Annotated in this window: 23 protein-coding genes and 1 tRNA gene; 10 read left to right on the plus strand and 14 right to left on the minus strand. The window is 60.1% G+C overall.

From position 1 onward, the window contains the following. Window positions 1–42: 42 nt before the first annotated feature. Window positions 43–474: a VOC family protein gene (locus tag ACP3TA_RS01165; RefSeq protein WP_426784483.1), complete on the plus strand. Its 432-nt coding sequence runs from the start codon at window positions 43–45 to the stop codon at window positions 472–474. Between the two features lie 6 nt (window positions 475–480). Here ACP3TA_RS01165 and ACP3TA_RS01170 read toward each other — a convergent pair whose 3' ends face one another. Further along, on the minus strand, window positions 481–2,025 hold the full coding sequence (locus tag ACP3TA_RS01170) for a BCCT family transporter (protein ID WP_042785300.1): 1,545 nt from the start codon (window positions 2,023–2,025) through the stop codon (window positions 481–483). 158 nt (window positions 2,026–2,183) lie between these two features. On the opposite strand from ACP3TA_RS01170, the gene betI reads away from it, so the two are divergent. After that, window positions 2,184–2,780: a transcriptional regulator BetI gene (betI, locus tag ACP3TA_RS01175; protein WP_033644794.1), complete on the plus strand. Its 597-nt coding sequence runs from the start codon at window positions 2,184–2,186 to the stop codon at window positions 2,778–2,780. A 9-nt stretch (window positions 2,781–2,789) separates the two neighbouring features. On the opposite strand, the gene ACP3TA_RS01180 is transcribed toward betI, so the two are convergent. Beyond that, complete coding sequence (locus ACP3TA_RS01180; protein WP_426784639.1) at window positions 2,790–4,559, minus strand: ABCB family ABC transporter ATP-binding protein/permease; 1,770 nt, start codon at window positions 4,557–4,559, stop codon at window positions 2,790–2,792. A 181-nt stretch (window positions 4,560–4,740) separates the two neighbouring features. Here ACP3TA_RS01180 and ACP3TA_RS01185 point away from each other — a divergent pair, with 181 nt between their 5' ends. Next, window positions 4,741–5,598: an AraC family transcriptional regulator gene (locus tag ACP3TA_RS01185; RefSeq protein WP_033652160.1), complete on the plus strand. Its 858-nt coding sequence runs from the start codon at window positions 4,741–4,743 to the stop codon at window positions 5,596–5,598. A 34-nt stretch (window positions 5,599–5,632) separates the two neighbouring features. Here the strand turns inward: ACP3TA_RS01185 and actS are convergent, their stop codons facing one another. Then, entirely contained in the window at window positions 5,633–6,388 is a 756-nt protein-coding gene (actS, locus tag ACP3TA_RS01190; protein WP_033644792.1) for an amidase activator ActS, read from the minus strand. 148 nt (window positions 6,389–6,536) lie between these two features. Between actS and ACP3TA_RS01195 the strand changes: the two genes are divergently transcribed. From ACP3TA_RS01195 to ACP3TA_RS01220, 6 genes are all read left to right on the plus strand, one after another. Continuing rightward, window positions 6,537–7,106 carry an HdeD family acid-resistance protein gene (locus tag ACP3TA_RS01195; protein WP_004931723.1) on the plus strand — a complete coding sequence of 190 codons (570 nt, stop codon included), beginning with the start codon at window positions 6,537–6,539 and terminating at the stop codon, window positions 7,104–7,106. Between the two features lie 136 nt (window positions 7,107–7,242). Then, window positions 7,243–7,581: a hypothetical protein gene (locus ACP3TA_RS01200; protein WP_033644790.1), complete on the plus strand. Its 339-nt coding sequence runs from the start codon at window positions 7,243–7,245 to the stop codon at window positions 7,579–7,581. A 259-nt stretch (window positions 7,582–7,840) separates the two neighbouring features. Continuing rightward, window positions 7,841–8,455 (plus strand): 2OG-Fe dioxygenase family protein, encoded by a 615-nt coding sequence (locus ACP3TA_RS01205; protein ID WP_223524591.1) that lies wholly within the window; start codon window positions 7,841–7,843, stop codon window positions 8,453–8,455. Continuing rightward, the gene (locus ACP3TA_RS01210) at window positions 8,452–9,684 is read left to right on the plus strand and encodes a cysteine desulfurase-like protein (protein ID WP_129993611.1); all 1,233 of its coding nucleotides are present in this window, start codon (window positions 8,452–8,454) and stop codon (window positions 9,682–9,684) included. The genes ACP3TA_RS01205 and ACP3TA_RS01210 overlap by 4 nt, the downstream gene beginning before the upstream one ends. A gap of 149 nt (window positions 9,685–9,833) precedes the next feature. Beyond that, entirely contained in the window at window positions 9,834–10,181 is a 348-nt protein-coding gene (locus ACP3TA_RS01215; protein WP_052752701.1) for a hypothetical protein, read from the plus strand. A gap of 164 nt (window positions 10,182–10,345) precedes the next feature. After that, entirely contained in the window at window positions 10,346–12,343 is a 1,998-nt protein-coding gene (locus ACP3TA_RS01220) for a BCCT family transporter (protein ID WP_033644786.1), read from the plus strand. A 167-nt stretch (window positions 12,344–12,510) separates the two neighbouring features. On the opposite strand, the gene ACP3TA_RS01225 is transcribed toward ACP3TA_RS01220, so the two are convergent. The 6 genes from ACP3TA_RS01225 to xerD all read right to left on the minus strand — a co-directional run bounded on the left by ACP3TA_RS01225 (window position 12,511) and on the right by xerD (window position 18,908). After that, window positions 12,511–12,584: transfer RNA gene (locus ACP3TA_RS01225), tRNA-Gly, on the minus strand. A gap of 147 nt (window positions 12,585–12,731) precedes the next feature. After that, window positions 12,732–14,249 carry a lysine--tRNA ligase gene (lysS, locus tag ACP3TA_RS01230; protein ID WP_004931697.1) on the minus strand — a complete coding sequence of 506 codons (1,518 nt, stop codon included), beginning with the start codon at window positions 14,247–14,249 and terminating at the stop codon, window positions 12,732–12,734. Window positions 14,250–14,258: 9 nt separating this feature from the next. Beyond that, window positions 14,259–15,357, minus strand: a protein-coding gene (gene prfB / locus ACP3TA_RS01235) for a peptide chain release factor 2 (protein ID WP_099783420.1) whose coding sequence is annotated in 2 segments (ribosomal slippage) — window positions 14,259–15,281 and window positions 15,283–15,357 — 1,098 coding nt in all. Because the reading frame shifts where the segments join, the coding sequence is not laid out codon by codon here. A 168-nt stretch (window positions 15,358–15,525) separates the two neighbouring features. Further along, a complete protein-coding gene (gene recJ, locus ACP3TA_RS01240) occupies window positions 15,526–17,259 on the minus strand; it encodes a single-stranded-DNA-specific exonuclease RecJ (RefSeq protein ID WP_426784484.1) in 1,734 nt (577 codons plus the stop codon). Between the two features lie 6 nt (window positions 17,260–17,265). Next, entirely contained in the window at window positions 17,266–17,982 is a 717-nt protein-coding gene (gene dsbC, locus ACP3TA_RS01245) for a bifunctional protein-disulfide isomerase/oxidoreductase DsbC (RefSeq protein WP_042785306.1), read from the minus strand. 26 nt (window positions 17,983–18,008) lie between these two features. Then, window positions 18,009–18,908 carry a site-specific tyrosine recombinase XerD gene (xerD, locus tag ACP3TA_RS01250; RefSeq protein ID WP_033644935.1) on the minus strand — a complete coding sequence of 300 codons (900 nt, stop codon included), beginning with the start codon at window positions 18,906–18,908 and terminating at the stop codon, window positions 18,009–18,011. A 106-nt stretch (window positions 18,909–19,014) separates the two neighbouring features. On the opposite strand from xerD, the gene fldB reads away from it, so the two are divergent. Next, a complete protein-coding gene (fldB, locus tag ACP3TA_RS01255; RefSeq protein ID WP_033635825.1) occupies window positions 19,015–19,533 on the plus strand; it encodes a flavodoxin FldB in 519 nt (172 codons plus the stop codon). A gap of 37 nt (window positions 19,534–19,570) precedes the next feature. Here fldB and creD read toward each other — a convergent pair whose 3' ends face one another. The 5 genes from creD to sdhE all read right to left on the minus strand — a co-directional run bounded on the left by creD (window position 19,571) and on the right by sdhE (window position 23,795). Then, window positions 19,571–20,935 (minus strand): cell envelope integrity protein CreD, encoded by a 1,365-nt coding sequence (creD, locus tag ACP3TA_RS01260; protein ID WP_047573801.1) that lies wholly within the window; start codon window positions 20,933–20,935, stop codon window positions 19,571–19,573. Between the two features lie 80 nt (window positions 20,936–21,015). Beyond that, on the minus strand, window positions 21,016–22,434 hold the full coding sequence (gene creC, locus ACP3TA_RS01265; protein WP_160204551.1) for a two-component system sensor histidine kinase CreC: 1,419 nt from the start codon (window positions 22,432–22,434) through the stop codon (window positions 21,016–21,018). After that, window positions 22,431–23,126 carry a two-component system response regulator CreB gene (gene creB / locus ACP3TA_RS01270; protein ID WP_047573795.1) on the minus strand — a complete coding sequence of 232 codons (696 nt, stop codon included), beginning with the start codon at window positions 23,124–23,126 and terminating at the stop codon, window positions 22,431–22,433. The genes creC and creB overlap by 4 nt, the downstream gene beginning before the upstream one ends. Next, window positions 23,126–23,548, minus strand: a complete 423-nt coding sequence (locus ACP3TA_RS01275) for a protein YgfX (protein WP_033644776.1) — start codon at window positions 23,546–23,548, stop codon at window positions 23,126–23,128. Before ACP3TA_RS01275 ends, creB begins: the two co-directional genes overlap by 1 nt. Next, on the minus strand, window positions 23,529–23,795 hold the full coding sequence (gene sdhE, locus ACP3TA_RS01280) for an FAD assembly factor SdhE (RefSeq protein ID WP_019455657.1): 267 nt from the start codon (window positions 23,793–23,795) through the stop codon (window positions 23,529–23,531). The genes ACP3TA_RS01275 and sdhE overlap by 20 nt, the downstream gene beginning before the upstream one ends. Between the last annotated feature and the right edge of the window lie 97 nt (window positions 23,796–23,892).

Below are 23,892 nucleotides of genomic sequence, written 5' to 3' on the forward strand. Positions count from 1 at the left end.
CGGCATGATGACAAGGAAACGAGCCACCATGAGGAATGAGCAATGACGGCAAAACTGACAGAAGCAGGCTTTTGGCGCAAAACCGCCGACTCTTCATCGCTGCGCGAGCCGCGCGTGCTGATCCGGGTCTACGTCAACGAAGGCGAGATTGACCGCGCCATCGCGTTTTACGAGCAGCTGCACGGCGTGGAAGCGGATATGCGTTTCAACTTCCCCGAGCATCGGCTGGTGCTGGCGGCGGTGGGGCCATTTCTGATCCTGGAAGGCTCGGAAGAAAACCTGCGTCCTTTTCGCAGCACCGTCGGCACGTTGCTGGTCGATGACATTTATCCCTACCACCAGCGGCTACAGGCCGCCGGCGCCGATATCTTCTTTGGCCCGGTGGAAGTGCCCACCGGCGCCTGTTTCAATGCGCGCCTGCCGGATGGCACGATTATCGAATACGTGCATCATCGGCCGCGCGCGGACGAATAAGCCGCCTCAGGGGAGCGCCGGCTTCATGGCGTAGCCGCGCAGATCCTTGCGCAGGCTGAGCATGTACAGCACGATCACCGCCGAGAAAGGCAAGCCGCACAGCACCACGGCAGTCTGCATCGCGCTGAAACTGCCGGCGTACAGCAGCCCGGCGCACACCAGCGTGGTGACCGCCGCCCAGAACACCCGGAGCCAGGCCGGCGCGTCATCGTGGGCGGAACCCCCCTGGCAGGACAGATTCGCTATCATCAGCGTGCCGGAATCGACCGGCGTCAGGAACAGCACGAAGCTTATCACCACCACAAAACCGGCGGTCAGCTGGGTATAGGGCAGGTATTCGAACAGCTTGAACACCGCCATCGGCGGATCGCTTTGCGCCACCTGCCCCAGAATCGCTTGCCCGCCCTCCAGCACCAGACTGATGGCGGTATTGCCGAAGATCGACAGCCAAGCCAGCGTGAACCCCAGCGGGATCAACAACACGCCGAAGATCAGTTCGCGGATGGTACGGCCTTTGGAAATACGCGCGATAAACAGCCCGACAAACGGCGCCCACGCCACCCACCAGGCCCAATAGAACAGTGTCCAGGCGCCCTGCCACTGGCGCGCCTTGCCGTACAGATACATATCGAAGCTGCGACTGACGAGCGAGGTCAGATAATCCCCAATGTTCTGCAACATGCCGTTGAGCAGGTTCAGCGTCGGGCCGGCCAGAAACACGAACAGCAACAGCAGGCACAGGAAGCCGACGTTGATGTTCGACAGCATGGCAATGCCCTTCTCGACGCCGGTGACCGCCGCCAGCGTGGCCACCACCATCATCACCACGATCAGCGCCAGCAGCACGCCGGTGCTTTGCGGGATATCGAACAGGTAGAACAGCCCCGAGTTCACCAACAGCGCGCCGATCCCCAGGTTGGTCACCATCGAGATAACCGTCACCAGAATGCCGAAGCTGTCCACCAGATGGCCGACGCCGCCGTGGATGCGCTCGCCGAAGATCGGGTACAGCGCGGAACGCAGCGCCAGCGGCAAACCGCGACAATAGGCGAAATAGGCAAGCGCGGTGGCGATCAACGCATACAGCGCCCAACCGTGCAGCCCCCAGTGTAAAAAGGTCAGCGCCATCGCCTGCCGCGCCGCCTGTACGCTGCCGCCGTCGCCTTCCGGTGGCGACAGGAAGTGATCCAACGGCTCATAGGCGCCGTAATACACCAGCGCAATGCCGATGCCCGACGAGAACAGCATCGCCACCCAGGAGGGATAGCTAAACTGCGGCGGCTCATCATCCTGGCTGAGGCGAATATGGCCAAAGCGCGACAGCGCCAGCCAGAACACGAACACCATACAGGCGACCATCAACAGCATGTAATACCAGCCGAACACGTCGGCCACCCAACTTTGCGCGACATTCAGCCACTGTTTGCTGGCGGCGGGAAACAGCACAATCAGCGCCCCCAGCAGCAAGATCACCGCGGCTGAGCCGAAAAATACCGGGACATTCAATCTGACAGGTTCTTCGTCAAGCGATGGAGGAGTTTTTATTGTCATTGGCAGGCTTCCATGATGCGAAAGACAGACGATTTAAATGCAACTTTTAATTAACATTTTATCGTCATTTATTTGACATTTTCGCAGCATATAGAGTATTGATTGACCGTTCAATCAATCAAATTCAAAGTGTGATTTGCCTATCAGTTGGGGAAAATATGTACCGCAGAGACATTCCTGAGCAGCGCAAGGAGCAGTTGATTAACGCCGCCTTCGAAACCATCAGCGTGGTGGGGTTGGCCGGCGTCACCCTGTCGCAGGTGGCGAAAGAAGCCGGGCTGTCGACCGGCATCGTCAGCCACTATTTTGGCGATAAGGAGGGATTGTTGAGCGCGACCATGCGCAAGATCCTGCGCGATCTGCGCGACGCGGTGGCCGAGTGCCGCGCTCAGGCGGCGAGCGACAGCCAGTCGCAGCTGTGCGCCATCATTCAGGGCAACTTCCACCCCAGTCAAACCAACGCCATTTCCATGCGCGCCTGGCTCGACTTCTGGGCCGCCAGCATGCACCAGCCGGTGCTGCGCCGCCTGCAGCGCGCCAACGATCGGCGGCTCTATTCCAATATATGCAGCCAGTTCCGCCGCGAGCTGCCGCTGCAGCAGGCGCGCGACGCGGCGCGCGGGCTAGCGGCGATGATCGATGGGCTCTGGCTGCGCGGCAGCCTGGCCGGGGATGACACCGATCTGCAGCAGGATTACCGCATCGCCTGCGACTACGTGATACAACGGCTCAAGGCCGCGCCATCGATGGTGTGAACGGCAGCGTCAGCGCGGTTCCTGCTCTTCGCTGTACTGGGTTTGCCACATGGCGGCGTAGCGGCCGTTCACCGCCAACAGCGCCTCATGCCCCCCGCGCTCGACGATCTCCCCCGCCTCCAGCACGATGATCTCATCGGCGTCCACCACGGTGGAGAGCCGATGGGCGATCACCAGCGTGGTGTGGTTGCGGCTCACCTCGCGCAGGTGCCCCTGGATTTCGCGCTCGGTCTGGGTATCCAGCGCGCTGGTCGCCTCGTCGAACACCAGGATGGCCGGATTTTTCAGGATGGTGCGCGCGATCGCCACCCGCTGCTTTTCACCGCCCGACAGCTTCAGCCCGCGCTCACCCACCCGGGTGTCGTAACCGTCAGGCAGACCGACGATAAAATCATGGATATGCGCCAGCCGCGCCGCCCGCTCGATTTCTTCATCGCTGGAGCCGGTTTTGCCGTAACCGATGTTGTAACGCAGCGTATCGTTGAACAGCACCGTATCCTGCGGCACGATGCCGATCGCCTGCCGCAGACTGGCCTGGGTCAGTTGGCGAATGTCCTGGCCGTCGAGGGTAATGGCGCCGCCCTGCACGTCGTAAAAGCGAAACAGCAGGCGCGACAGCGTGGACTTGCCCGCGCCGGAGGCGCCGACCACCGCCACCGTGTGGCCCGCCGGAATGGTAAAGCTCACCTGCTTGAGGATTGGCCGGCGCGTGTCGTAACCGAAGCTGACCGCGTCGAACCGCACTTCGCCGCGGTCGAGGCGCAGCGGCTGCGCATCCGGGCTATCGACGATCTCACGCTTTTCCTGCAGCAAATCGAACATGTTCTCCATGTCGATCAGCGCCTGGCGCACCTCGGAATAAATAAAGCCGAAGAAGTTCAGCGGCTGATACAGCTGCAGCAGGTAGGCGTTAACCAGCACGAAGTCGCCGACCGTCATCGTCCCCTGGGTAATGCCTTGCGCCGCCATGGCCATCATCACGATCAGCCCGATCGAGATAATGGCGGTTTGCCCCAGGTTGATCGCGGTAAAACTGAATTGGTTCTTGATGGCGGCGTATTCGTACAGCCGCCGCGACAGGTCGAAACGCTCGGCCTCGAACTCTTCATTGCCGAAGTACTTCACGGTCTCATAGTTCAGCAGACTGTCGATGGATTTGCTGTTGGCGTCGGCGTTGGCCTTGTTGAGCTCGCGGCGAAAACGGGTGCGCCAGCTCACCGCCAGCACGGTAAACAGGATGTAGCAGCCGACCGTGGTCAGGATCGCCAGCGCAAACCAGCCGTTCAACATATGCCACATGATTGCCGTGACCAGCGTCAGTTCGAACAGGATCGGCACGATGGAGAACAGCAGCCGCGACAGCACCGTGGACACCGCCTGGGTGCCGCGCTCGATGGATAGCGACAGCCCGCCGGTCTGGCGCTCCAGATGGAAGCGCAGGCTCAGCGCATGCAGCTGGCGGAACACCCGCACGCCCAGCAGGCGCGTGGCGTTCTGGCTGACGTGGATAAACATCACGTTGCGCAGCTCCTCAAACAGCGCGCCGCCCACCCGCGCCACGCCGTAGGCGATAATCAGCCCCAACGGCACCGCCAGCATTTTCGCCGTCTCGCCGCTCAGCGCATCGACCATCGCTTTGTAGGCCAGCGGCACCAGCGTGGTGCTGACCTTGGCCGCCACCATGAACACGAAGGCCACCACCAGATACCCCCGCAGCCGCGGGTTGTCTTTCGGCCACAGATAGGGCAGCAGGAATTTCAGCAAGCGGGAACGATCCATCATGTAATATTCATCTTCTCGGTCGGGCTCGCGGCGCATGGCCGCGCGGGGGTTATGAGTTTGGCCTGGCCGGCGGCGAACGCCGCAGCCATTCCGTTTTCCTGCGATGGCAACTCAGCATCATCCGTCAGGAGAGGCGGCGGCGACTCGGGCAAAGTTCAGGCATGGAGGAGACAATCACATGACCCAGACGTATGCAAAGCGCTTTGCGCAGGTCTTTGACTATATCGACCGCCACCTGGACGAGGCGCTTACCGTCGACAAGCTGAGCGAAGTGGCCCATTTTTCGCGCTTTCACTTTCAACGCCAGTTTAGCGCGTATTGCGGCATCTCGGTGTGGCGTTATATCCAGTGGATGAGGCTTAAACGCGCCTCTTACCGCCTGGCGTATAACCCGCTGGAGCCGGTGATTGACATCGCGCTGGACGCCGGCTTTCAAAACCCGGAGTCCTTCAGCCGCGCCTTCAAACAGGCGTTCAGCCAAACGCCGAGCCAGTTTCGCAAACAGCCGGCCTGGATCGATTGGCAGCAGCGCTTTCCCGAACCGAAACACAGAAGGAAACACCCCATGAAGGTAGACATTGTCGACTGCCCGGCCACGCCGGTGGCGATGCTCGAACATCGCGGCCCGTCCGCGCTGGTCAATGAAACCGCCGCGCGCTTTATCGAGTGGCGTAAAACCAGCGGCCTGTCGCCGGTCAGAAGCAGCCGCACGTACGGCATCGCGCCGCACGATCCGGCCACCACCGAAGCGCAGGACTTCCGCTTCTACCTCTGCGGGGAGGTCACGGCGCCGATCCCGGAGGACAACGCCTTCGGCGTGGTGAACAGCATGCTGCCGGCCGGACGCTGCGCGGTGCTGCGCCATCTCGGATCGCTGGATGGGCTCTCGGAAAGCGCCCGCTATCTCTACAGCGAGTGGTTGCCGGCCAGCGGCGAGGAGCTGCGCGACTTTCCGCTCTATTTCCACTACCACAACTTCGTGCACGAGGTAGCGGAATATGAACTGGTGACCGATCTTTATCTGCCGCTGAAATAGCTGACATCCGGCCCCGCAAGGAGCCGGATTGACGTTAACAGGACGGCGACGATCCCTGCGGCGGCAGATAGCGCTGCGGATCGAGCGCGGTGGCGCGGTAGCGGATCTGGAAATGCAGGAACACAGAATCGGTGCCGGTGCTGCCCATGGTGCCGATCTTCTGCCCCGCTTTCACATCCTGGCCATTGCGCACCAGCGTGGTGTCGTTGTGCGCATAGGCGGTAATAAAGTCTTCGCCGTGCTTAATCATGATCAGGTTGCCGTAGCCGCGCAGTTGGTTGCCGACGTACACCACTTTGCCCTTGGCGGAAGCATAGATCGGCTGGCCGCGTTTACCGGCGATGTCGATGCCCTTGTTACCGCCATCGGCATTGGAGTACGCCTGCACGATCCGGCCGCTGGTCGGCCAGCGCCAGCAACGTGCGGCGCCCGGCGGCGGCGTTTGCTTGGCGATCGCGGCGGAAGACGAGGATGTTTTACGGCGCGTAGCGGCGGTTTTGGTCGGCGCGCCGCCGCTCAGCCGTAGTTTTTGCCCCACTTCCAGATTATAGGGCGGGCGTATCTTGTTGATTCTGGCCAGATCGCCGACTTCGCTGTCGGTGATCCAGGCGATGTAGTACAGCGTATCGCCCCGTTTGACGGTGTAGGACTTGCCGGTGTAGCTGCCCTTCGGCAGTTTGTCGTAGTCGCGGTTGTAGGTGTTTTTACCCGAACACCCGGCCAACAGCAGCCCCAATGTCAGACACACCGCGATGCGGCGCCACCTTGCCAGCTTGCTTCCTGTGCTCAAATCCTGTCCCCAATCGTCTTTCGGTTCTGATACGCGTCAGCCGCACAGTGTAACATTTGCGCCGGGTCAGTCAAAAACCCCCAGACGGTCTATGCTAAACAGGTAAGGATGACTGATTAATTACCCAACGACGAAATGGAGTACTGTCATGTTGAACCTCGACCGCAATAATCTGCCCCTCCTGAGCGAAGAGCTGCTCAAAAAGCAACGCACCACCCTGCTGATCATCGCCTTCCTGCTGCTGGCGGGCGGCATACTGTGCCTGGTGAATCCTTTCGCCTCCGGCGCAGCGCTGAGCATCGTGGTGGGCGTCCTGCTGCTGTTGAGCGGCGCCGGGCTGATTATCGCCATGATAGCCAACCGGGCGCAGAATACCTGGCCGATGATCGGCGGCATTTTGCTGGGCGTAGCCTACCTGATTATCGGCTATGTGTTCATCACCAGCCCGCTGGCGGGCATTCTGGCGCTGGCCGTCTACCTCGCCGTGCTGTTTGCGCTCGGCGGCATCGCGCGCCTGGCGGCAGGCTATATGCGCCGCGGCCTGCCGGGCAACTGGCTGCAGTTCGTCATCGGCGTGCTCGATTTGATCATCGCCTGGATGCTGATCGGCTCAGGCCCGGCGGCGTCGGTGACGCTGGTGACGGCGATCGTCGGCATCGAGATGCTGGTCAGTTCCTTTGCCCTGTTCCAGGCGGCGAATCTGTTTAAACGCGCCTGATCGTAACGGCCCGCCGACGGCGGGCCGCCATCCCCTCCCCATTTGCAAACAAAACAAGGCGATACCCCCTCAGCTTGTCCGTGGTTATCTTCATCGGTAAGTGCCAATATAGGCGAAGACAAGGGAGCTGAAACCGATGACAACCCATTCCAAACCGTTGAACTCGCGGGAAGTCTGCCTGCAATTACGCCACTTCAACCAGGTAATCGGGCAACAATGCCGCAATATGGCGCGCCAAAAAACCGCTTGCCCGTGCTGCCTGACGGACATCGCCACCGGCTGCGACGCCGGTATCAAACTGTGTGGACAGCAGTTGGCCAAACCCAACCCGCAAACTCCGTTATTCCGGCAGATTCGCAACCTGCTGCTCGACCTGCGCGCAGAAGCGATAGGGGTTCACAGAATAGACGTCCTGAACCGCACCAATAACGAAATCTCCTGGCTGTTGCGCGAGCTTTATTTCGAGACATTCTGAACACGAGGGCCGCGCGCCCATCGCTTGATACCTGCCGGTGCGGGCAAGATGCCGCACCGTTTCACCGCCGCACCAGCCGACTTTTCGCCACTTTATCTCTTCGCGTTCACCCCACTTTACGACCGCCATCACACCTCGCCAACCCCACATTGCGTTGGTTATAGAGTCGTCTACAATTCAATCGAATTACCCCCTACAACATCAGAAATTATTATTATTAGAGGTGATTATGTTACAGAAACACGAAAACGTAATAAGTATGACTGTACTAAGCCCGCAAGCCACCCAAGAGCTGATGCCCTCATTTTCTTCCTTGCCCCACACGCAACATGCCGACGGCAAATATCGCCTGCGCCGTTATTCCGTCGTGAAATACCTCAACCCCAACATCGCCGAAGTAGGGCCGCGCACCTTCATGCAGTCGGATCAGATCAACCATTTCCAGGGCAACGTGGTGCGCCGCTTCGAGCCTATCGACAGCGCCGTGCTGCAGAGCGCCGGCATGGCGGAAATGTGCAACCTGTTTGCCGAAAACAACGAACTGCCGGAAGGCGCCGAAATAGAGATCCACCAGATGCGCGTGGTCGCCATCCAAAAAGATACGCTGGTGGCGCCGGAAGGCATTCACCAGGACGGTTTCGACCATATCGCGATGATCGCCATTCACCGCCACAATATCGTCGGCGGCGAAATCATGCTGTACGACGACAGCCGCCACGATCCTTTCTTCAAAAAAGCGCTGGCCGACGGTGAAGCCGTGCTGTTGGCGGACAGTAAACTGTGGCACAACGCCACGCCGATCAATACCGTAAGCCCGAATGAAGAAGGCTATCTGGATCTCTTCGTCCTCACCGCTCGGGGAGAGAAAGCATGACCTTTACCCCCGAGCTCGCCCGACGCCAGTTCAGCGCCCTGTCCCGGCAGATCGACGGCAAACCGGCGATCTTTTTCGACGGCCCCGGCGGTGCGCAAGTTTCCCGGGGCGTGCTGGAAAAAATGACCGACTACCTGGGGAAGTACAACGCCAACCTGGGCGGGCACTACTTCTCCAGCCGGGTTACCGGCGAGGTGATGAGTCAGGCGCGCGAATCGGTGCGCGCCTTGTTAAATGCGCCGTCGCCCGACAACATCGTCTTCGGCATGAACATGACCACGCTGACCTTTCATCTCAGCCGCATCATCAGTCGCGATTGGCGGGACGGCGATGAGGTCATCGTCACCGCGCTGGATCACTACGCCAACGTCTCCAGCTGGCAGCAGGCCGCCGCCGACAAAGGCGCCGTGGTGCATCAGATAGCGCTGGAGAGCGCCGATTGTTCTCTCGACGCGGCAAAAGTGTGCGCGCGCATCAACGCCAACACGCGTCTGGTGGCGGTCAGCTACGCGTCCAACGTCACCGGCAGCATCGTCGATATCAAAACCATCGTTGAAGCCGCGCATCGGGTGGGCGCGCAGGTGTATGTCGACGCCGTTCATTACGCGCCGCATAACCTGATCGACGTGCAGGCGTTGGGATGTGACTTCCTGGTGTGCTCCGCCTACAAATTCTTTGGCCCGCACGTCGGCATGGCCTACATCGCACCGCAGTGGCTGCAGCGCCTGCGGCCGTACAAAGTCGAGCCGGCCACTGACGTCGGCCCCGGCCGTTTCGAGACCGGCACGCAGAGCTTCGAAGCGCTGGCCGGCGTCGCGGCCGCTATCGAGTATTTGGCGCAGTGGGGCACGCCCGACGCGCCGTTAAGGCAGCGCTTGCAGGAGAGCTTCGCCGCCTACCACCGGCATGAAGAGGCGCTGTGCCGCCACTTTTTGCAACGGCTGCAGCAACTCGACGGCGTGCGGCTCTACGGCAATCCGCAGGCGGACAGCGCACGCCGCACGCCGACCTTCGCCCTGACCTTCAGCGGCCAGGCGCCCGACGCGATCGCCCGACGGCTGGGGCACCACAACATCTGCGCCGGTAGCGGACATTTCTATGCGCTGGGCCTGATTCAGCAACTGGGGCTGCAGGACGGCGGCGTGCTGCGCATCGGCATGATGCACTACAACACCCTTGATGAGATCGATACGCTGTTTGAAATACTCGCCAAGGAGACCCTCGGTTAATGCGCCATAACGGCCTGCCCGGTTTTCCGGCGGGCCACACCGCATGAATAGCCGTGCGTCTCGCCGGAGGCGTTAAACGTGAATAACGCTCCCCCTGTTTGAGGGGTTGGGTAGAATAGGCGGGATTTTTTTGAAAAGGGATTTTAACGTTGAGAAAATATGCCGTTATCACCGCCGCGTTGATGATGTCTTCCTGCGCCACGCCGGAAAAGTGGGAAGCGCAAACGGCGGCTCCGACACCCCTTGAAGCCGCCAGAGCAAGCTGCCGACAAGAAGCCGAACAACGCTATCCCGTGAGCCTGTCTTTAGACACCCGCTCGCCTGTATTCTCCTCCATGAATATCAACGGCGCGGATATCCCCAATACTCACGGCGTCGTTTTTCCTTCGGACCGCAATGAAATGCGCAGAAAAGAACACGTTAATGCCTGCATGAAATTGGAGGGATGGGAAAATAAGAATAAGGTGACGGGGTTATTGGCCTTTTTATTTAACTAACGGCAACGTGAATTATTCGGAATTACCGCGTAGAGACAGCGGTAATTCCGCTCTATAGAGCGGCGTCGGCCTCCTGCGCCAGCCCGACTATTTTGCTACGATATTACAGTCACCACCTTTCCTCCATTCAGGGCGATAATCAAACAAATGGAATAAATCAATTTATGAGTGAGAAAGACACCTCCTTAAATAAGCCGCAAAGCCATATCAACAAAGCGGTATTCTTCACCTCTGCAGTCCTCATTTTTCTTCTGGTCGCCTTCGCCGCCTTTTTCCCCGACGTCGCTGACAAAAACTTCAAGCTTCTGCAGCAACAAATCTTCACCAACGCCAGCTGGTTTTATATTTTGGCCGTGGCGCTCATATTGCTCAGCGTGACGTTTCTGGGGCTTTCTCGTTACGGCGACATCAAACTTGGCCCCGATCATGCGCAACCCGATTTTCGCTATCACTCCTGGTTTGCCATGCTGTTTTCGGCGGGGATGGGCATTGGTCTGATGTTCTTCGGCGTGGCAGAACCGGTTATGCACTATCTCTCGCCGCCGGTCGGCACGCCCGAGAGCATCGAGGCGGCCAAACAGGCCATGCGCCTGACCTTTTTCCACTGGGGGCTGCATGCCTGGGCGATCTACGCCATCGTGGCGTTGATTCTGGCCTTCTTCAGCTATCGGCATGGCCTGCCGTTGACCCTGCGCTCCGCGCTTTATCCGATCATCGGCGATCGCATTTATGGCCCTATCGGCCACGCCGTCGATATCTTCGCCGTCATCGGCACCGTATTCGGGGTCGCGACCTCGCTGGGTTATGGCGTATTGCAGGTCAACGCCGGGCTTAACCACCTGTTTGGCGTGCCAATCAACGAAACCGTTCAGGTGATATTAATCGTGGTGATTACCGGGCTGGCCACCATTTCCGTGGTTTCCGGGCTGGAGAAGGGCATACGCTTTCTGTCGGAGCTGAACCTCAGCCTGGCGCTGTTGCTCCTGGCCTTGGTCTTGCTGTTGGGGCCAACCGTTTTGCTGTTGAAATCCTTTGTGGAAAATACCGGCGGCTATCTGTCCGAGCTGGTCAGCAAAACCTTCAACCTGTATGCCTATGAACCCAAATCCAGCAACTGGCTAGGCGGATGGACGCTGCTCTACTGGGGGTGGTGGCTCTCCTGGTCGCCTTTCGTCGGGATGTTCATCGCACGGGTTTCCCGCGGCCGAACCATCCGCGAATTTGTCACGGGCGTGCTGTTCGTCCCGGCCGGCTTCACCCTCATGTGGATGACCGTGTTCGGCAACAGCGCCATTTACCTCATCATGGAAAAGGGCGCGACAGATCTCGCCGCTACGGTACAACAAGACGTGGCCTTGGCGTTGTTTAACTTCCTGGAGCATTTCCCATTCTCCAGCGTACTTTCGTTTATCGCCATGGCGATGGTTATCGTCTTTTTTGTCACGTCCGCCGACTCCGGCGCCATGGTCGTGGATACGCTGGCTTCGGGCGGCTCCAGCAACACGCCGGTATGGCAACGCATTTTCTGGGCGTCGCTGATGGGCATCGTCGCCATCGCCTTGCTGATCGCCGGGGGGCTCAGCGCGCTGCAAACCGTCACCATCGCCAGCGCGCTGCCTTTCTCGGCCATCTTGCTGATATCCATTTACGGTTTGCTTAAGGCGCTGCGTCGCGATCTGACCAAGCGCGACAGCCAGAATATGGCCACCATCGCCCCTACCGCCGCCCGCAATCCTATCCCCTGGCAGCGCAGGCTGCGTAATATCGCTTATTTGCCAAAGCGCTCGCTGGTTAAGCGCTTTATGGACGAAGTCATCCAGTCGGCCATGACGCTGGTGCAGGAGGAGCTGAGTAAGCAAGGCACGCTCAGCAGTATCAACACCGGCGCGGAAGATCGCATTCGTTTCGAGGTTGATTTAGGCGATGAGCTTAACTTTATCTATGAAGTCAGACTGCGCGGCTACAGCTCGCCGACCTTCGCCCTGGCCGGGCTGGATAATGATGAACAGCAAGCCGAGCAGCACAAATATTATCGCGCGGAGATCTACCTGAAAGAAGGCGGCCAGAACTACGATGTCATGGGCTGGAATCAGGAGCAGTTGATCAACGATATTCTCGACCAGTACGAAAAGCATCTGCATTTCTTGCATCTGGTGCGCTGAATGCCGACATGCCGTCCCCAGGGGCGGCATTTTTTTGCCCTGCCTTCCTCCCTGCGGCGCTGATGATGCGGGTGGGATGGCGGGCGACCAGAAATAATGCTTACATGTGCAAAGGATTGGGTTGGGGTAACGTTTTGGAGAATCAGGATGCTTTTATGAGGGGGTACTGGAGCGGGTGAAGGGAATCGAACCCTCGTATGCAGCTTGGGAAGCTGCCGTTCTACCATTGAACTACACCCGCATCGGTGTGCGACAGGCATTATAACCGGTTATCGGCGGCGGGCAAGCGGAGATGGCGCGTAACTGTCGATGTTTTAAGCGGTTAAGTCCTGCAGACGAAAAAAAACCGGCGCAGTTGCCCGCACCGGTTGTTGCACGCTAAACGCGATTATTTCTGCGGGCGCATCGCCGGGAACAGAATCACGTCGCGGATGGTGTGGCTGTTGGTGAACAGCATCACCATGCGGTCGATGCCGATGCCCAGACCGGCGGTCGGCGGCAGGCCGTGCTCCAGCGCGGTGACGTAGTCTTCGTCGTAGAACATCGCTTCGTCGTCGCCGGCGTCTTTGGCGTTCACCTGATCGGCGAAGCGCTGCGCCTGGTCTTCGGCGTCGTTCAGCTCGGAGAAGCCGTTGCCGATTTCACGGCCGCCGATGAAGAACTCGAAGCGGTCGGTGATTTCCGGGTTCACGTCGTTGCGGCGCGCCAGCGGCGACACTTCAGCCGGGTACTCGGTGATGAAGGTCGGCTGAATCAGATGGCTTTCCGCCACTTCTTCGAAGATCTCGGTCACGACGCGGCCCAGGCCCCAGCTCTTCTCAACCTTGATGCCGATGGATTCCGCGATGGCCACCGCTTTGCCCATGTCGGCCAGGTCAGCCAGATCGGTTTCCGGACGGTATTTCTTGATCGCCTCGGTCATGGTCAGCTTCTCGAACGGCTTGCCGAAGTCGAACACTTCGTCGCCGTACTGCACCTGAGAGGTGCCCAGCACTTTCTCGGTCAAGGTGCGGAACAGCGTCTCGGTCAGCTCGATCAGGTCTTTGTAATCCGCGTAAGCCATATAGAGTTCCATCATGGTGAACTCTGGATTATGACGCGGAGAAACGCCTTCGTTGCGGAAGTTGCGGTTGATTTCGAACACGCGCTCAAAGCCGCCGACCACCAGACGCTTCAGATACAGTTCCGGCGCAATGCGCAGGTACATGTCGATATCCAGCGCATTGTGGTGGGTGATGAACGGACGCGCCGACGCGCCGCCCGGGATCACCTGCATCATCGGGGTTTCGACTTCCATGAAGCCGCGTTCCACCATGAAGTTACGGATAGCCGACATCACCTGAGAACGCACCTTGAAGGTGTTGCGCGACTCTTCGTTGGCGATCAGATCCAGGTAACGCTGGCGGTAACGGGTTTCCTGATCCGCCAGGCCGTGGAATTTGTCCGGCAGCGGACGCAACGCTTTGGTCAGCAGACGCAGTTCGGTGCAGTGGATCGACAGTTCGCCGGTCTTGGTTTTGAACAGCTTGCCGCGCGCGCCGAGGATATCGCCCAGGTCCCACTTCTTGAACTGCTCGTTGTACACGCCTTCAGCCAGATCGTCGCGCGCGACGTACAGCTGAATGCGGCCGCCCACGTCCTGCAGCGTAACGAAGGATGCCTTGCCCATAATGCGGCGGGTCATCATGCGGCCGGCGACGGTCACTTCTACGCCCAGCGCTTCCAGCTCTTCGTTGTCTTTATCGCCGTACGCGGCGTGCAGTTTGTCGGAGGTGGAGTCGCGACGGAAGTCGTTCGGGAACGCAATGCCGTTCTCACGCAGGCCGGCCAGTTTCTCGCGGCGGGACTGCAGCTCGTTATTGAGATCCAGCGCCTGATCGGCGCCCTGTACTTGTTGTTCAGACATTTCTATTCCTCATAACCCGGCTTTCAAACTTGCCTCAATGAATTTATCCAGGTCGCCATCCAGTACGGCCTGCGTGTTACGCGTTTCGACGTTGGTGCGCAAATCCTTGATGCGGGAGTCATCCAGCACGTAAGAACGGATTTGGCTGCCCCAGCCGATGTCGGACTTGTTGTCTTCCATCGCCTGTTTATCAGCATTTTTCTTTTGCATCTCAAACTCGTACAGCTTGGCTCGCAGCTGTTTAAACGCTTGATCCTTGTTCTTATGCTGAGAACGATCGTTCTGGCACTGCACCACGATGTTGGTTGGCAGGTGAGTAATACGTACGGCGGATTCGGTTTTGTTGACGTGCTGACCGCCCGCACCGGAGGCGCGGTACACGTCGATGCGCAGATCCGCCGGGTTGATATCTATGTCGATATCGTCGTCCACTTCCGGGTAGATGAACACCGAACTGAACGAGGTGTGGCGACGGCCGCCGGAGTCGAACGGGCTCTTGCGCACCAGGCGGTGAACGCCGGTTTCAGTGCGCAACCAGCCGAACGCGTAGTCGCCGATGATCTTGATGGTGGCCGATTTCAGGCCCGCAACGTCGCCGTCGGACTCTTCGATCACTTCGGTCTTGAAGCCCTTGGCTTCGGCCCAGCGCAGGTACATGCGCAGCAGCATGCTGGCCCAGTCTTGCGCTTCGGTGCCGCCGGAGCCGGCCTGAATGTCCAGATAGCAGTCGGCGCTGTCGTATTCGCCAGAGAACATGCGGCGGAATTCCAGCTGCTCGAGCTTGGCGATCAGTTGATCGAGTTCGGCGACCGCTTCGTTGAAGGTCTCTTCATCGTCGGCTTCCACCGCCAGCTCCAGCAGACCGCTGACGTCTTCGCTGCCCTGCTGCAGGTGATCGATGGTTTCAACGATGGCTTCCAGCGCGGCGCGCTCTTTGCCGAGCGCCTGTGCGCGCTCCGGTTCGTTCCAAACGTCCGGCTGCTCCAGCTCGGCGTTGACTTCTTCTAGGCGTTCCTTCTTGGCATCATAGTCAAAGATACCCCCTAAGAACCGCAGTCCGCTCGGACAGGTCCTGAATTCGGTTTTTTACCGGGTTAATTTCAAACATGGTTTTGCGTTCTTTTACGTTGATGTCGTCGATGGCGGAATGCCATTGGAACCGCTAATTCTAACGGATCCGGGCGGCAGTTTATAGCGAGTTGGTCAGTTTTTGTGGCGATCGGGAAGGATGCCGGGGATTGGAGAGCCCAATCCCCGAGTTGTGTTCAGTTTCGCCTCAGCGCGGCCAAAGGTGCTGGATCAGCAGTTGCACGTTGCGGTTGCCGCGAAACTCGTTGACGTCGAGTTTGTAGGCCAGTTCCACTTCGCGCACGCTGCTGTCCGGCCACAGCGTGGTGTCCACGTTGAACGCGATGCCGTCGAGCAACGGGCCGCCGCCAAGCGGTTCCACCATCAGCTTCAGGTGTTTCTCACCCACCAGCCGCTGCTGCAGGATGCGGAACTTGCCGTCGAAGGTCGGTTCCGGGAACGCCTGGCCCCACGGGCCGCCCTCGCGCAGCAGCTCCGCCGTCGTCAACGACAGCTCCTGCATCGCCAGTTCGCCATCGGACCAGATCACCCCTTCCAACATCGCCGGATCGAGCCATTCGCCCACCAGCTCGCCGAAACGCTGGCGGAACTCGTCGAATTTAGCCTCTTCCAGCGACAGCCCGGCCGCCATCGCGTGACCGCCGAACTTCATCATCAGCCCGGGGTTCAGCATATCCAGCCGCTCCAGCGCGTCGCGCATGTGCAAGCCGGGCACCGAACGGCCGGAGCCTTTCAGGATGCCGTCGCCCGCCGGCGCGAAAGCGATCACCGGACGGTGGAAACGCTCTTTGATGCGCGAAGCGAGGATGCCCACCACGCCCTGATGCCATTCCGGATGATACATCGCCAACCCGTAAGGCAGCTCGGTGCTGGTGCGCTCCAGCTGATCGCACAGCTGCAGGGCTTCCACCTGCATGCCCTGCTCTATCTCGCGTCGCGTCTGGTTCAGCGCATCGAGATCGTTGGCCAGCATGCGCGCCTGGGCGATGTCGTCGCTCAGCAGCAGCGCCACACCGATCGACATGTCGTCCAGCCTGCCGGCGGCGTTGAGCCGCGGGCCGAGGGCGAAACCGAGATCGTTGGCCGCCAGTTGGCGGGCGTCGCGGTTGGCCACTTCGAGCAGCGCGCGGATGCCCGGTCGGCATTTGCTGGCACGGATGCGGTTTAATCCCTGATACACCAGAATGCGGTTGTTGGCGTCCAGCGGCACCACGTCGGCCACGGTGCCGAGCGCCACCAGATCCAGCAGTTCCGCCAGATTCGGCATCGCCAGCGCGCGCTGCTCGAACCAGCCGCTGTCCCGCAGCCGGGCGCGCAGCGCCAGCATCAGGTAGAACGCCACGCCTACCCCCGCCAGCGATTTGGACGGGAAGGCGCAGCCGCGCAGGTTGGGGTTAACGATCGCTTCAGCCGCCGGCAGGGTCTCGCCCGGCAGGTGGTGATCGGTCACCAGCACCTGCATGCCTTTGGCGTGCGCCACGTCGACGCCGGCGTGGGAGGAGATGCCGTTATCGACGGTAACAATGAGTTCTGCACCGCGCGCCGCCGCCTGCTCCACCACTTCGGGGCTCAGGCCGTAACCGTCTTCGAAACGGTTAGGCACCAGATAATCGACGGCTGCGCCGCCCATGCTGCGCAGCGCCAGCACCGTCAGCGCGGTGCTGGTGGCGCCGTCGGCGTCGAAATCGCCCACCACCATGATTCGGCGACCGTCGGCCAGCGCTTGCTGCAACAGGCTGACGGCGTCGTCGATGCCGTCCAGCTGTTGCCAGGGCAGCATGCCTTTGACGCCGCGCTCCAGCTCTTGCTCAGCCTGCACGCCGCGCAGGGCGTAAAGCCGACGCAGAAGCGGCGGCAAACTGGCAGGCAGATGCGTGTCGTCCGCCGTCGGGCGGCGGCGTAGTTGCGTTTTGATACTCACCGGCGATTAACCACCGGCTTTGGTGGCGGCCTGATGCGCGTCCAGCATGGCGGCCATCTCTTTCGGCCCCTGATAGCCCGGGATCATCATGCCGTTTTCCAGGATGATGGCCGGCGTGCCCTGAATGCCGAACTGCACGCCCAGCTCGTAATGCTTGCTGATGTCGGTTTTGCAGGTCGCCGGAGAAACGGCGTCGCCCTTCATGGCGGCGTCGAACGCCTTGGCCTTGTCGGCGGTGCACCAGATCGACTGCATGTCTTTTTCAGCCTGGGAAGCCAGCCCCTGGCGCGGGAACGCCAGGTAACGCACGGTAATGCCCAGATCGTTGTACTCTTTCATCTGCTGATGCAGTTTGTGACAGTAACCGCAGGTGATATCGGTGAACACGGTGATCACGTGTTTCTCTTTCGGCGCTTTGTAAACGATCATCTGATCTTTCAGCGCTTCCATCTTGGTGCTCAGCAGTTGGTTGGTCACGTTGACCGGCTCTTTGCCGCTGACGTCGAACAGCGGGCCCTGCAGGATGTGCTTGCCGTCTTCGGAGGCGTACAGCACGCCGCTGTCGGTCAGCACGGTTTTCAGGCCGTTGACCGGCGAAGGCTGCACGTCCGCCTGCTGAATGCCCAGGCTGGCGAGCGCTTTTTTGATCGCCGCGTCATCGGCATGGGCGGCGCCGGCCACCGAAGCCACCAGCAGAGAGAGCAGCATTAAACCTTTTTTCATTGTTCCAATCCTTTCGAACCCGCCGCTCAGGCGCGCGGGTGATGCTGTTGATGTAGCTGTTTCAGTCGTTCGGTCGCTACATGAGTATAAATTTGCGTGGTCGAGAGATCGCTGTGGCCTAACAACATCTGTACGACACGGAGATCGGCCCCATGGTTCAGCAAATGGGTGGCGAACGCGTGCCGCAACACGTGCGGCGACAGACGCTCGCTGTCGATGCCCGCAAGGATGGCATAGTGTTTGATGCGATGCCAGAACGTCTGTCGGGTCATTTGCTGACACCGGTTGCTGGGGAACAGCACATCCAGCGTCTGGCCGTTGACCAGCCACGGGCGCCCGTGCTCCAGATAATTTTCGATCCAGTAGACCGCTTCTTCGCCCAGCGGCACCAGCCGCTCCTTGTTGCCCTTGCCGATCACCCGCACCACGCCCTGACGCAGGCTGACATCGCTGATGTTCAACCCCACCAGCTCAGAGACCCGCAGCCCGGTCGCGTACAACACCTCGAGCATTGCCTTGTCGCGCAGCTCCAGCGGCTGATCGACGCAGGGCGCCTGCAACAGCGCATCGACCTGCGCCTCGCTCAGATCCTTCGGCAAACGCTGCGGCAGCTTCGGGGAAGCCAGCTGTGCGGTGGGATCGTCGGCGCGCAGCTTTTCGCGGTACAGATACTGAAACAGGCGACGCATGGCGCTCAGCAAGCGCGCAGAGCTGGTGGCCTTGTAGCCACCGTCCACCCGCTCGGCGAGAAACGCCTGCAGATCCAAGGCCTGAGCCTGCAGCAAATCGGTGTTTTGCTGGCCAAGCCAGGCGCCCAGGGCCTGCAAATCCAGCCGGTAGGAGGCCAGCGTATTTTCCGCCAGATTGCGCTCAAGCCACAGCGCATCCAGGAATTGTTCAATCAGCGCATTGTCTTGCTGTTGCACGCGGTCCTCTCTTCGTTGCATTTCCACCCGCGCCATTATGCCTTAAGCCGACGCAAATCAGGTATACTCGCTGCAATTCTCTAAACAGCAACGTAACGGTTTACACATGAAGATTGGTCTGTTTTACGGCTCCAGCACCTGCTACACCGAGATGGCGGCAGAAAAAATCCGTGAGATTCTGGGTGAAGACCTGGTCGACCTGCACAACCTGAAAGACGTCTCGCCCAAGCTGATGGAGGACTATTCCATTCTCATCCTCGGCATCCCGACCTGGGATTTCGGCGAACTGCAGGAAGACTGGGAAGCGATCTGGCCGCAGCTGCCGGCGCTGGATCTGAAAGGCAAGATCGTCGCCATGTACGGCATGGGCGATCAGCTCGGTTACGGCGAGTGGTTCCTCGACGCGCTGGGTATGCTGCACGATCACATCGCGCCGCTGGGCGTGCAGTTCATCGGCTTCTGGCCAACTGAGGGCTTCGAGTTCACCAGCCCCAAACCGCTGAGCGCCGACGGCAAACACTTCGTCGGCCTGGCGCTCGATGAGGTCAACCAATACGATCTGAGCGAAGAGCGCCTGCAGCAATGGTGCGAACAGATCCTGTTGGAAATGGAGCCGCTGCTGTAGCCGCTATCGGGCGCGTAGCGCGCCCGATCCCCCTCGCTTATTTCCACAGACGGAAGCGTGGCTCGTCTTCCGCAGCTGGCGTTTCCTTGGTCAAACGCGCCGGATCAGCCACCTGATACCAGTCCAGTTTGCGCGTCAACAGCATAATGCCCGCCAGAATGGCGAACAGCAGCCCTGCTCCCAGCACCAACGCATTGTCCTCCGACTGCAACAGCAAATAGAGCACGCCGTACAACAGCAATAGGCTCGCGGCGAACAGCGCACCGCGCAGCTTGCCGCGCAGTACGGCGCTCAGATAAAAGCCGATCAGTCCGCTGCAGGCGATGCTGGCCGCCAGGTAAGCGAGAGCGAATCCCAGGTGTTCGGAGAAGGCCAGCAGAATCAGGTAGAACAATACCAGCGCCGCGCCGACCAACAGATATTGAATCGGGTGCACCCGCAGCCCGGTCAGAGTTTCGAACAGGAAAAATGCCATAAACGTCAGCCCGATAAACAGCAGCGCGTATTTGACCGCGCGCTCGGTCAGCTGATAATGATCGACCGGTTCGACCAGGCTGGCGCTGAAGGCCGGCAGTTTGTCCTCGTCGATAATGCCATCGTCGTAATAGAACGCACTGTTGATGTTGTTGGCAAACCAGGTGCTGCGCCAGCGAGCGCTAAACCCCTGCTCCGTCACCTTGCGTTCGTCCGGCAGGAAGTTGCCGAGGAAATTCGGATGCGGCCAGTTGCTTTGCAGCTGCAGCTCGCTGCTGCGCCCCAGCGGTACCAGCGACAGGCTGCTGGTGCCCGCCAACGTCAGGGTGAAGTCGGCGTTCAGCCCCTCTTTTTGTTGCAGCATCGCCAGCGTCAGCGGGGCGTGGATCCCCTGGCGCAACGCTCCCACGCCGGTGCCCGGCTCAAACGCCACCGGCTGCGGCATTACCAGCGGGGAAATGCTCTTGATGCCGCGAGAGTCACTCAGCGCCACCAGCAGGAACGGCTGGCCGACGGTCACGTTGGCGCGTTGCAAATCCGTCAGCTCCGGCTGGCCGAAACGCACCTTGAAACTCAGCGGCCCCTGGTAAACCTGCGTTTGATAAATACCCAGTTTGCGCACCTCTACTTTCGGCGCCCCCTGCACCTGAAGCGACTCAGGCAGCAAATAGCGGTAATGCTGCACCCGCTGCACTACCGTTTGCCCTTTCTCGTCTTTCTTCTCTTCGCGTTCGACATAGGGAATGACAATCAACGGGCCAAGCACGCGCTGCGCCCCGCTGGTGCTTTCGCTCACCTGCCCGACCACGCTTTGCCGATAGCCGCTGCGCTCGTCGATCACGCTCATCAGTTGGGCGATGGGGATCAACATCACCACCATCAATCCCAGCAGCGTGGTTATTTTCCAGAAAAGTACCGATTTCATCATGCTCGCTCCTCGTAGGTTATGAGGCCACGATAAAATCCGCAGGTGAAATCAGAATGTGGTTATGTGAAGGGAAGGTGAAGTTACAGCGATAACATGAAAGTCGCTTCCACCCCGTGCGGCCGGCGGTTGCACAGGTGAATGCCGCCATGATGCAGACGGGCGACCTCCTGCACGAAGTTCAGCCCCAGCCCGCTGCTTTTCGGCCGTTCGGCGCGCGGCAGCGAATAAAAACGCTCGAACACCTTATCGAGCGCATAGTCCGGAATGCCGCTGCCGTCATCGCAAACGCTGATGCAGTAATGCTGTTCCCGCCGTTCGCCTCGCACGCTGACGCAACCGCCCGGCGGAGTAAAGTCGATCGCATTGTCCAGCAGGTTGGTCAGCGCCTGGCTGATCAGCAACGCATCGCCGTTCAGCGTCACCTCCGCCAACGCCTCCAGTTGCAATCTGACGCCGCGCTGCGTCGCCTGCGCCTCTTTGCCCGCCATCGTCTGGCTGACCAGCGCCGCGATCGCGATGGGCGCGGTCTCCATGTCTGGCCGACTCTCCAGCCGCGCCTGCACCAGCAGTTTGTCCACCAGTTGCTGGATGCGTGCGCTTTGCTGCTCGATGTTGGTGAGAAAACGCCGGGCGGTCTCCGGCGGCGGCAGTTCCTGCAACAGCTCCGCCGCGCCCCTGATCGCCGCCAGCGGGCTTTTCAGCTCATGCGTCAGGGTATGTGCATACTGTTCGATATAAGCTTTGCCTTCCAGCTTCAGCCGCATGCTCTCCAACGCCTGCGCCAGCTGCGTCAATTCCCGGCCGCCCACTTTGGGCAGCGGCGCGATTTCCCCTTGCGCCACCCCGTCGGCATAACGCACCAGCCGGCCTATCGAACGGTTGATCCACCAGACGAATACCGCGCCGATCAGCAGCGCAATCCCCAGCAGCAACGCGCCGGCCCACAGAATGCGCCGTTCGCTGCGTTTGATCACCGGCGCCATGGTGCTGTTGGGTTTGCCCACGGTGAGCACGCCGATAATACGCCCTTGTTCTATCACCGGCGCGGCCACATACATCACCGAACTGTTTTCATCTTCTGGATCGCTGCGGGTACTGCGAGCGCCGTACTCACCGCGTAGCGTCCGATAAACGTCATTCCAGCGCGAATAGTCCTGCCCCTGCGCGCGGCCGGCAGAATCGAAGATAACCCGCCCCTGGGCATCGGTAAGATAGACGTGGTATTCGCTGCGATCCTTGCGGATGCCGGAGATATTGGCGCCGATCGGCCGCTGGTTCAGCTGCGTGAACGCCTGCGCCAGTTGGCCATGCGCCGCATCGCCGCGCTGCATGTCCTGACGGGCGATCTGCGCCAGCAGGTTGGCGGTGTCCACCAGCGTGCCTTCGGTAGCGCGCCGCACGCCGGGCTTCACTTCCTGGACGAAAATGCTCAGCACGAAGTACCCGGCCACCGCCACGATCAGAAAATATCCCAGCAGCAGGCGCAGGCCAATTTTCATGGCTGGCGGCTCACGCTGTAGCCCAATCCGCGGTGGGTGTGGATCGGCGGCTCACCGGGCTCAACCGCACGCAGCTTGGCGCGCAGCGTTTTAATGTGGGTATCGACGGTGCGATCCAGGCTTTCTTCCGCCTGCGCCCAAACGCTTTCCATCAGTTGCTGCCGCGAGAACACCCGTCCCGGCGCCAACAGCAGCGTCTTCAGCAGCAGGTATTCGTAACGGGTCAGCGGCAGCGGCCGCTGATGGTAGGAGATGGTGGCCGCGTCTTCATCGAGCGTGAAAGCACCGAAATGGTAGCGCGCGCTCTGTTGCAGACGCTGCTGCTTATGCAGGCGGCGCAAAATGGTGCGCACCCGGGCGCTGACCTCACGAGGGGAGAACGGCTTGGCGACATAGTCGTCGGCGCCGATCTCCAGCCCGATCAGGCGATCCACTTCATCACTGCGGGCGGTAAGAAACAGAATCGGCAGGTCAGCCGCCTGAGCCAGTAGGCGGCGACACAATTCAAAGCCGTTGATATCCGGCAAACCGACATCGAGGATAGCGAGCACGGGCGCGCCTTGCGCCAGCGCCTGCAACGCCGGTTCCGCACGTTCGAACCAGCGTACTTCGAAGCCTTCGCTCTCCAGCGTGTAAACCAGCGTATCGGCAATGCTGGGTTCATCCTCCACCAACCAGAGTACGGGTTTCATCAGGCCTCCTCGCCGTCACCCGCCGGCGGATACAGCAACAGCTGCCGCAGGTGGCGCCACTCCTCTTTGCTCATGCAGTCGGAAGCCAGCCACAGCCGGCGGCGCTTTTTGCCCTCCGTCGGCTGCAGCGTCAGCAGCATGCCGTAACCCGGCATCCACGGTTTTTTCGCCAGCCGCCACTCGCGGCCGTGCCAGCTGAAGCGCCGGTCCGCCAGCAGCCGCAGCTCGCCCTGCACCGCAGCGATGCGCTTCTGGCTGCGAATGCACTGAAACACCACCAGCGTCAGCAACACCAGCCAGAGCGGACCAAAGCCTTCCGGCCAGGGCGAAATCAGGATCAGCAGGATCAGGACGCCGTGGGTCAACAGAGAGAACAGCTGGGTGCGCCAGGAAATGCGGATATCACATCGCCACTGGGCCACGATCTTTATTTCGCGTTTGGATCAGGGTCACCATTCTTTGCAGCTCGCTGTCCTGCGGCGCGCCATGATTCATCAGCCAGTTGAACAAATCGGGATCGTCGCACTCGAGCAGACGGATGAACAGCGCCTTGTCCGCGTCATTCAGGCTGTCGTATTCGTATTCGAAGAACGGCATGATGGAGATGTCCAGCTCGCGCATGCCACGACGGCAAGCCCAGTGAATACGTGCTTTGTTGTTAATATCCATGTTGTTATGACTCACCTCTTTTCAGCGCGGCAGCGCCAGCGCAGGGTTCAAATGACACACTGTATGGCAACGCCGTCGCAATATAATTCCATCAACC

The organism is Serratia sp. 2C06 (genome assembly GCF_050037615.1).
GTDB lineage: Bacteria > Pseudomonadota > Gammaproteobacteria > Enterobacterales > Enterobacteriaceae > Serratia > Serratia ureilytica.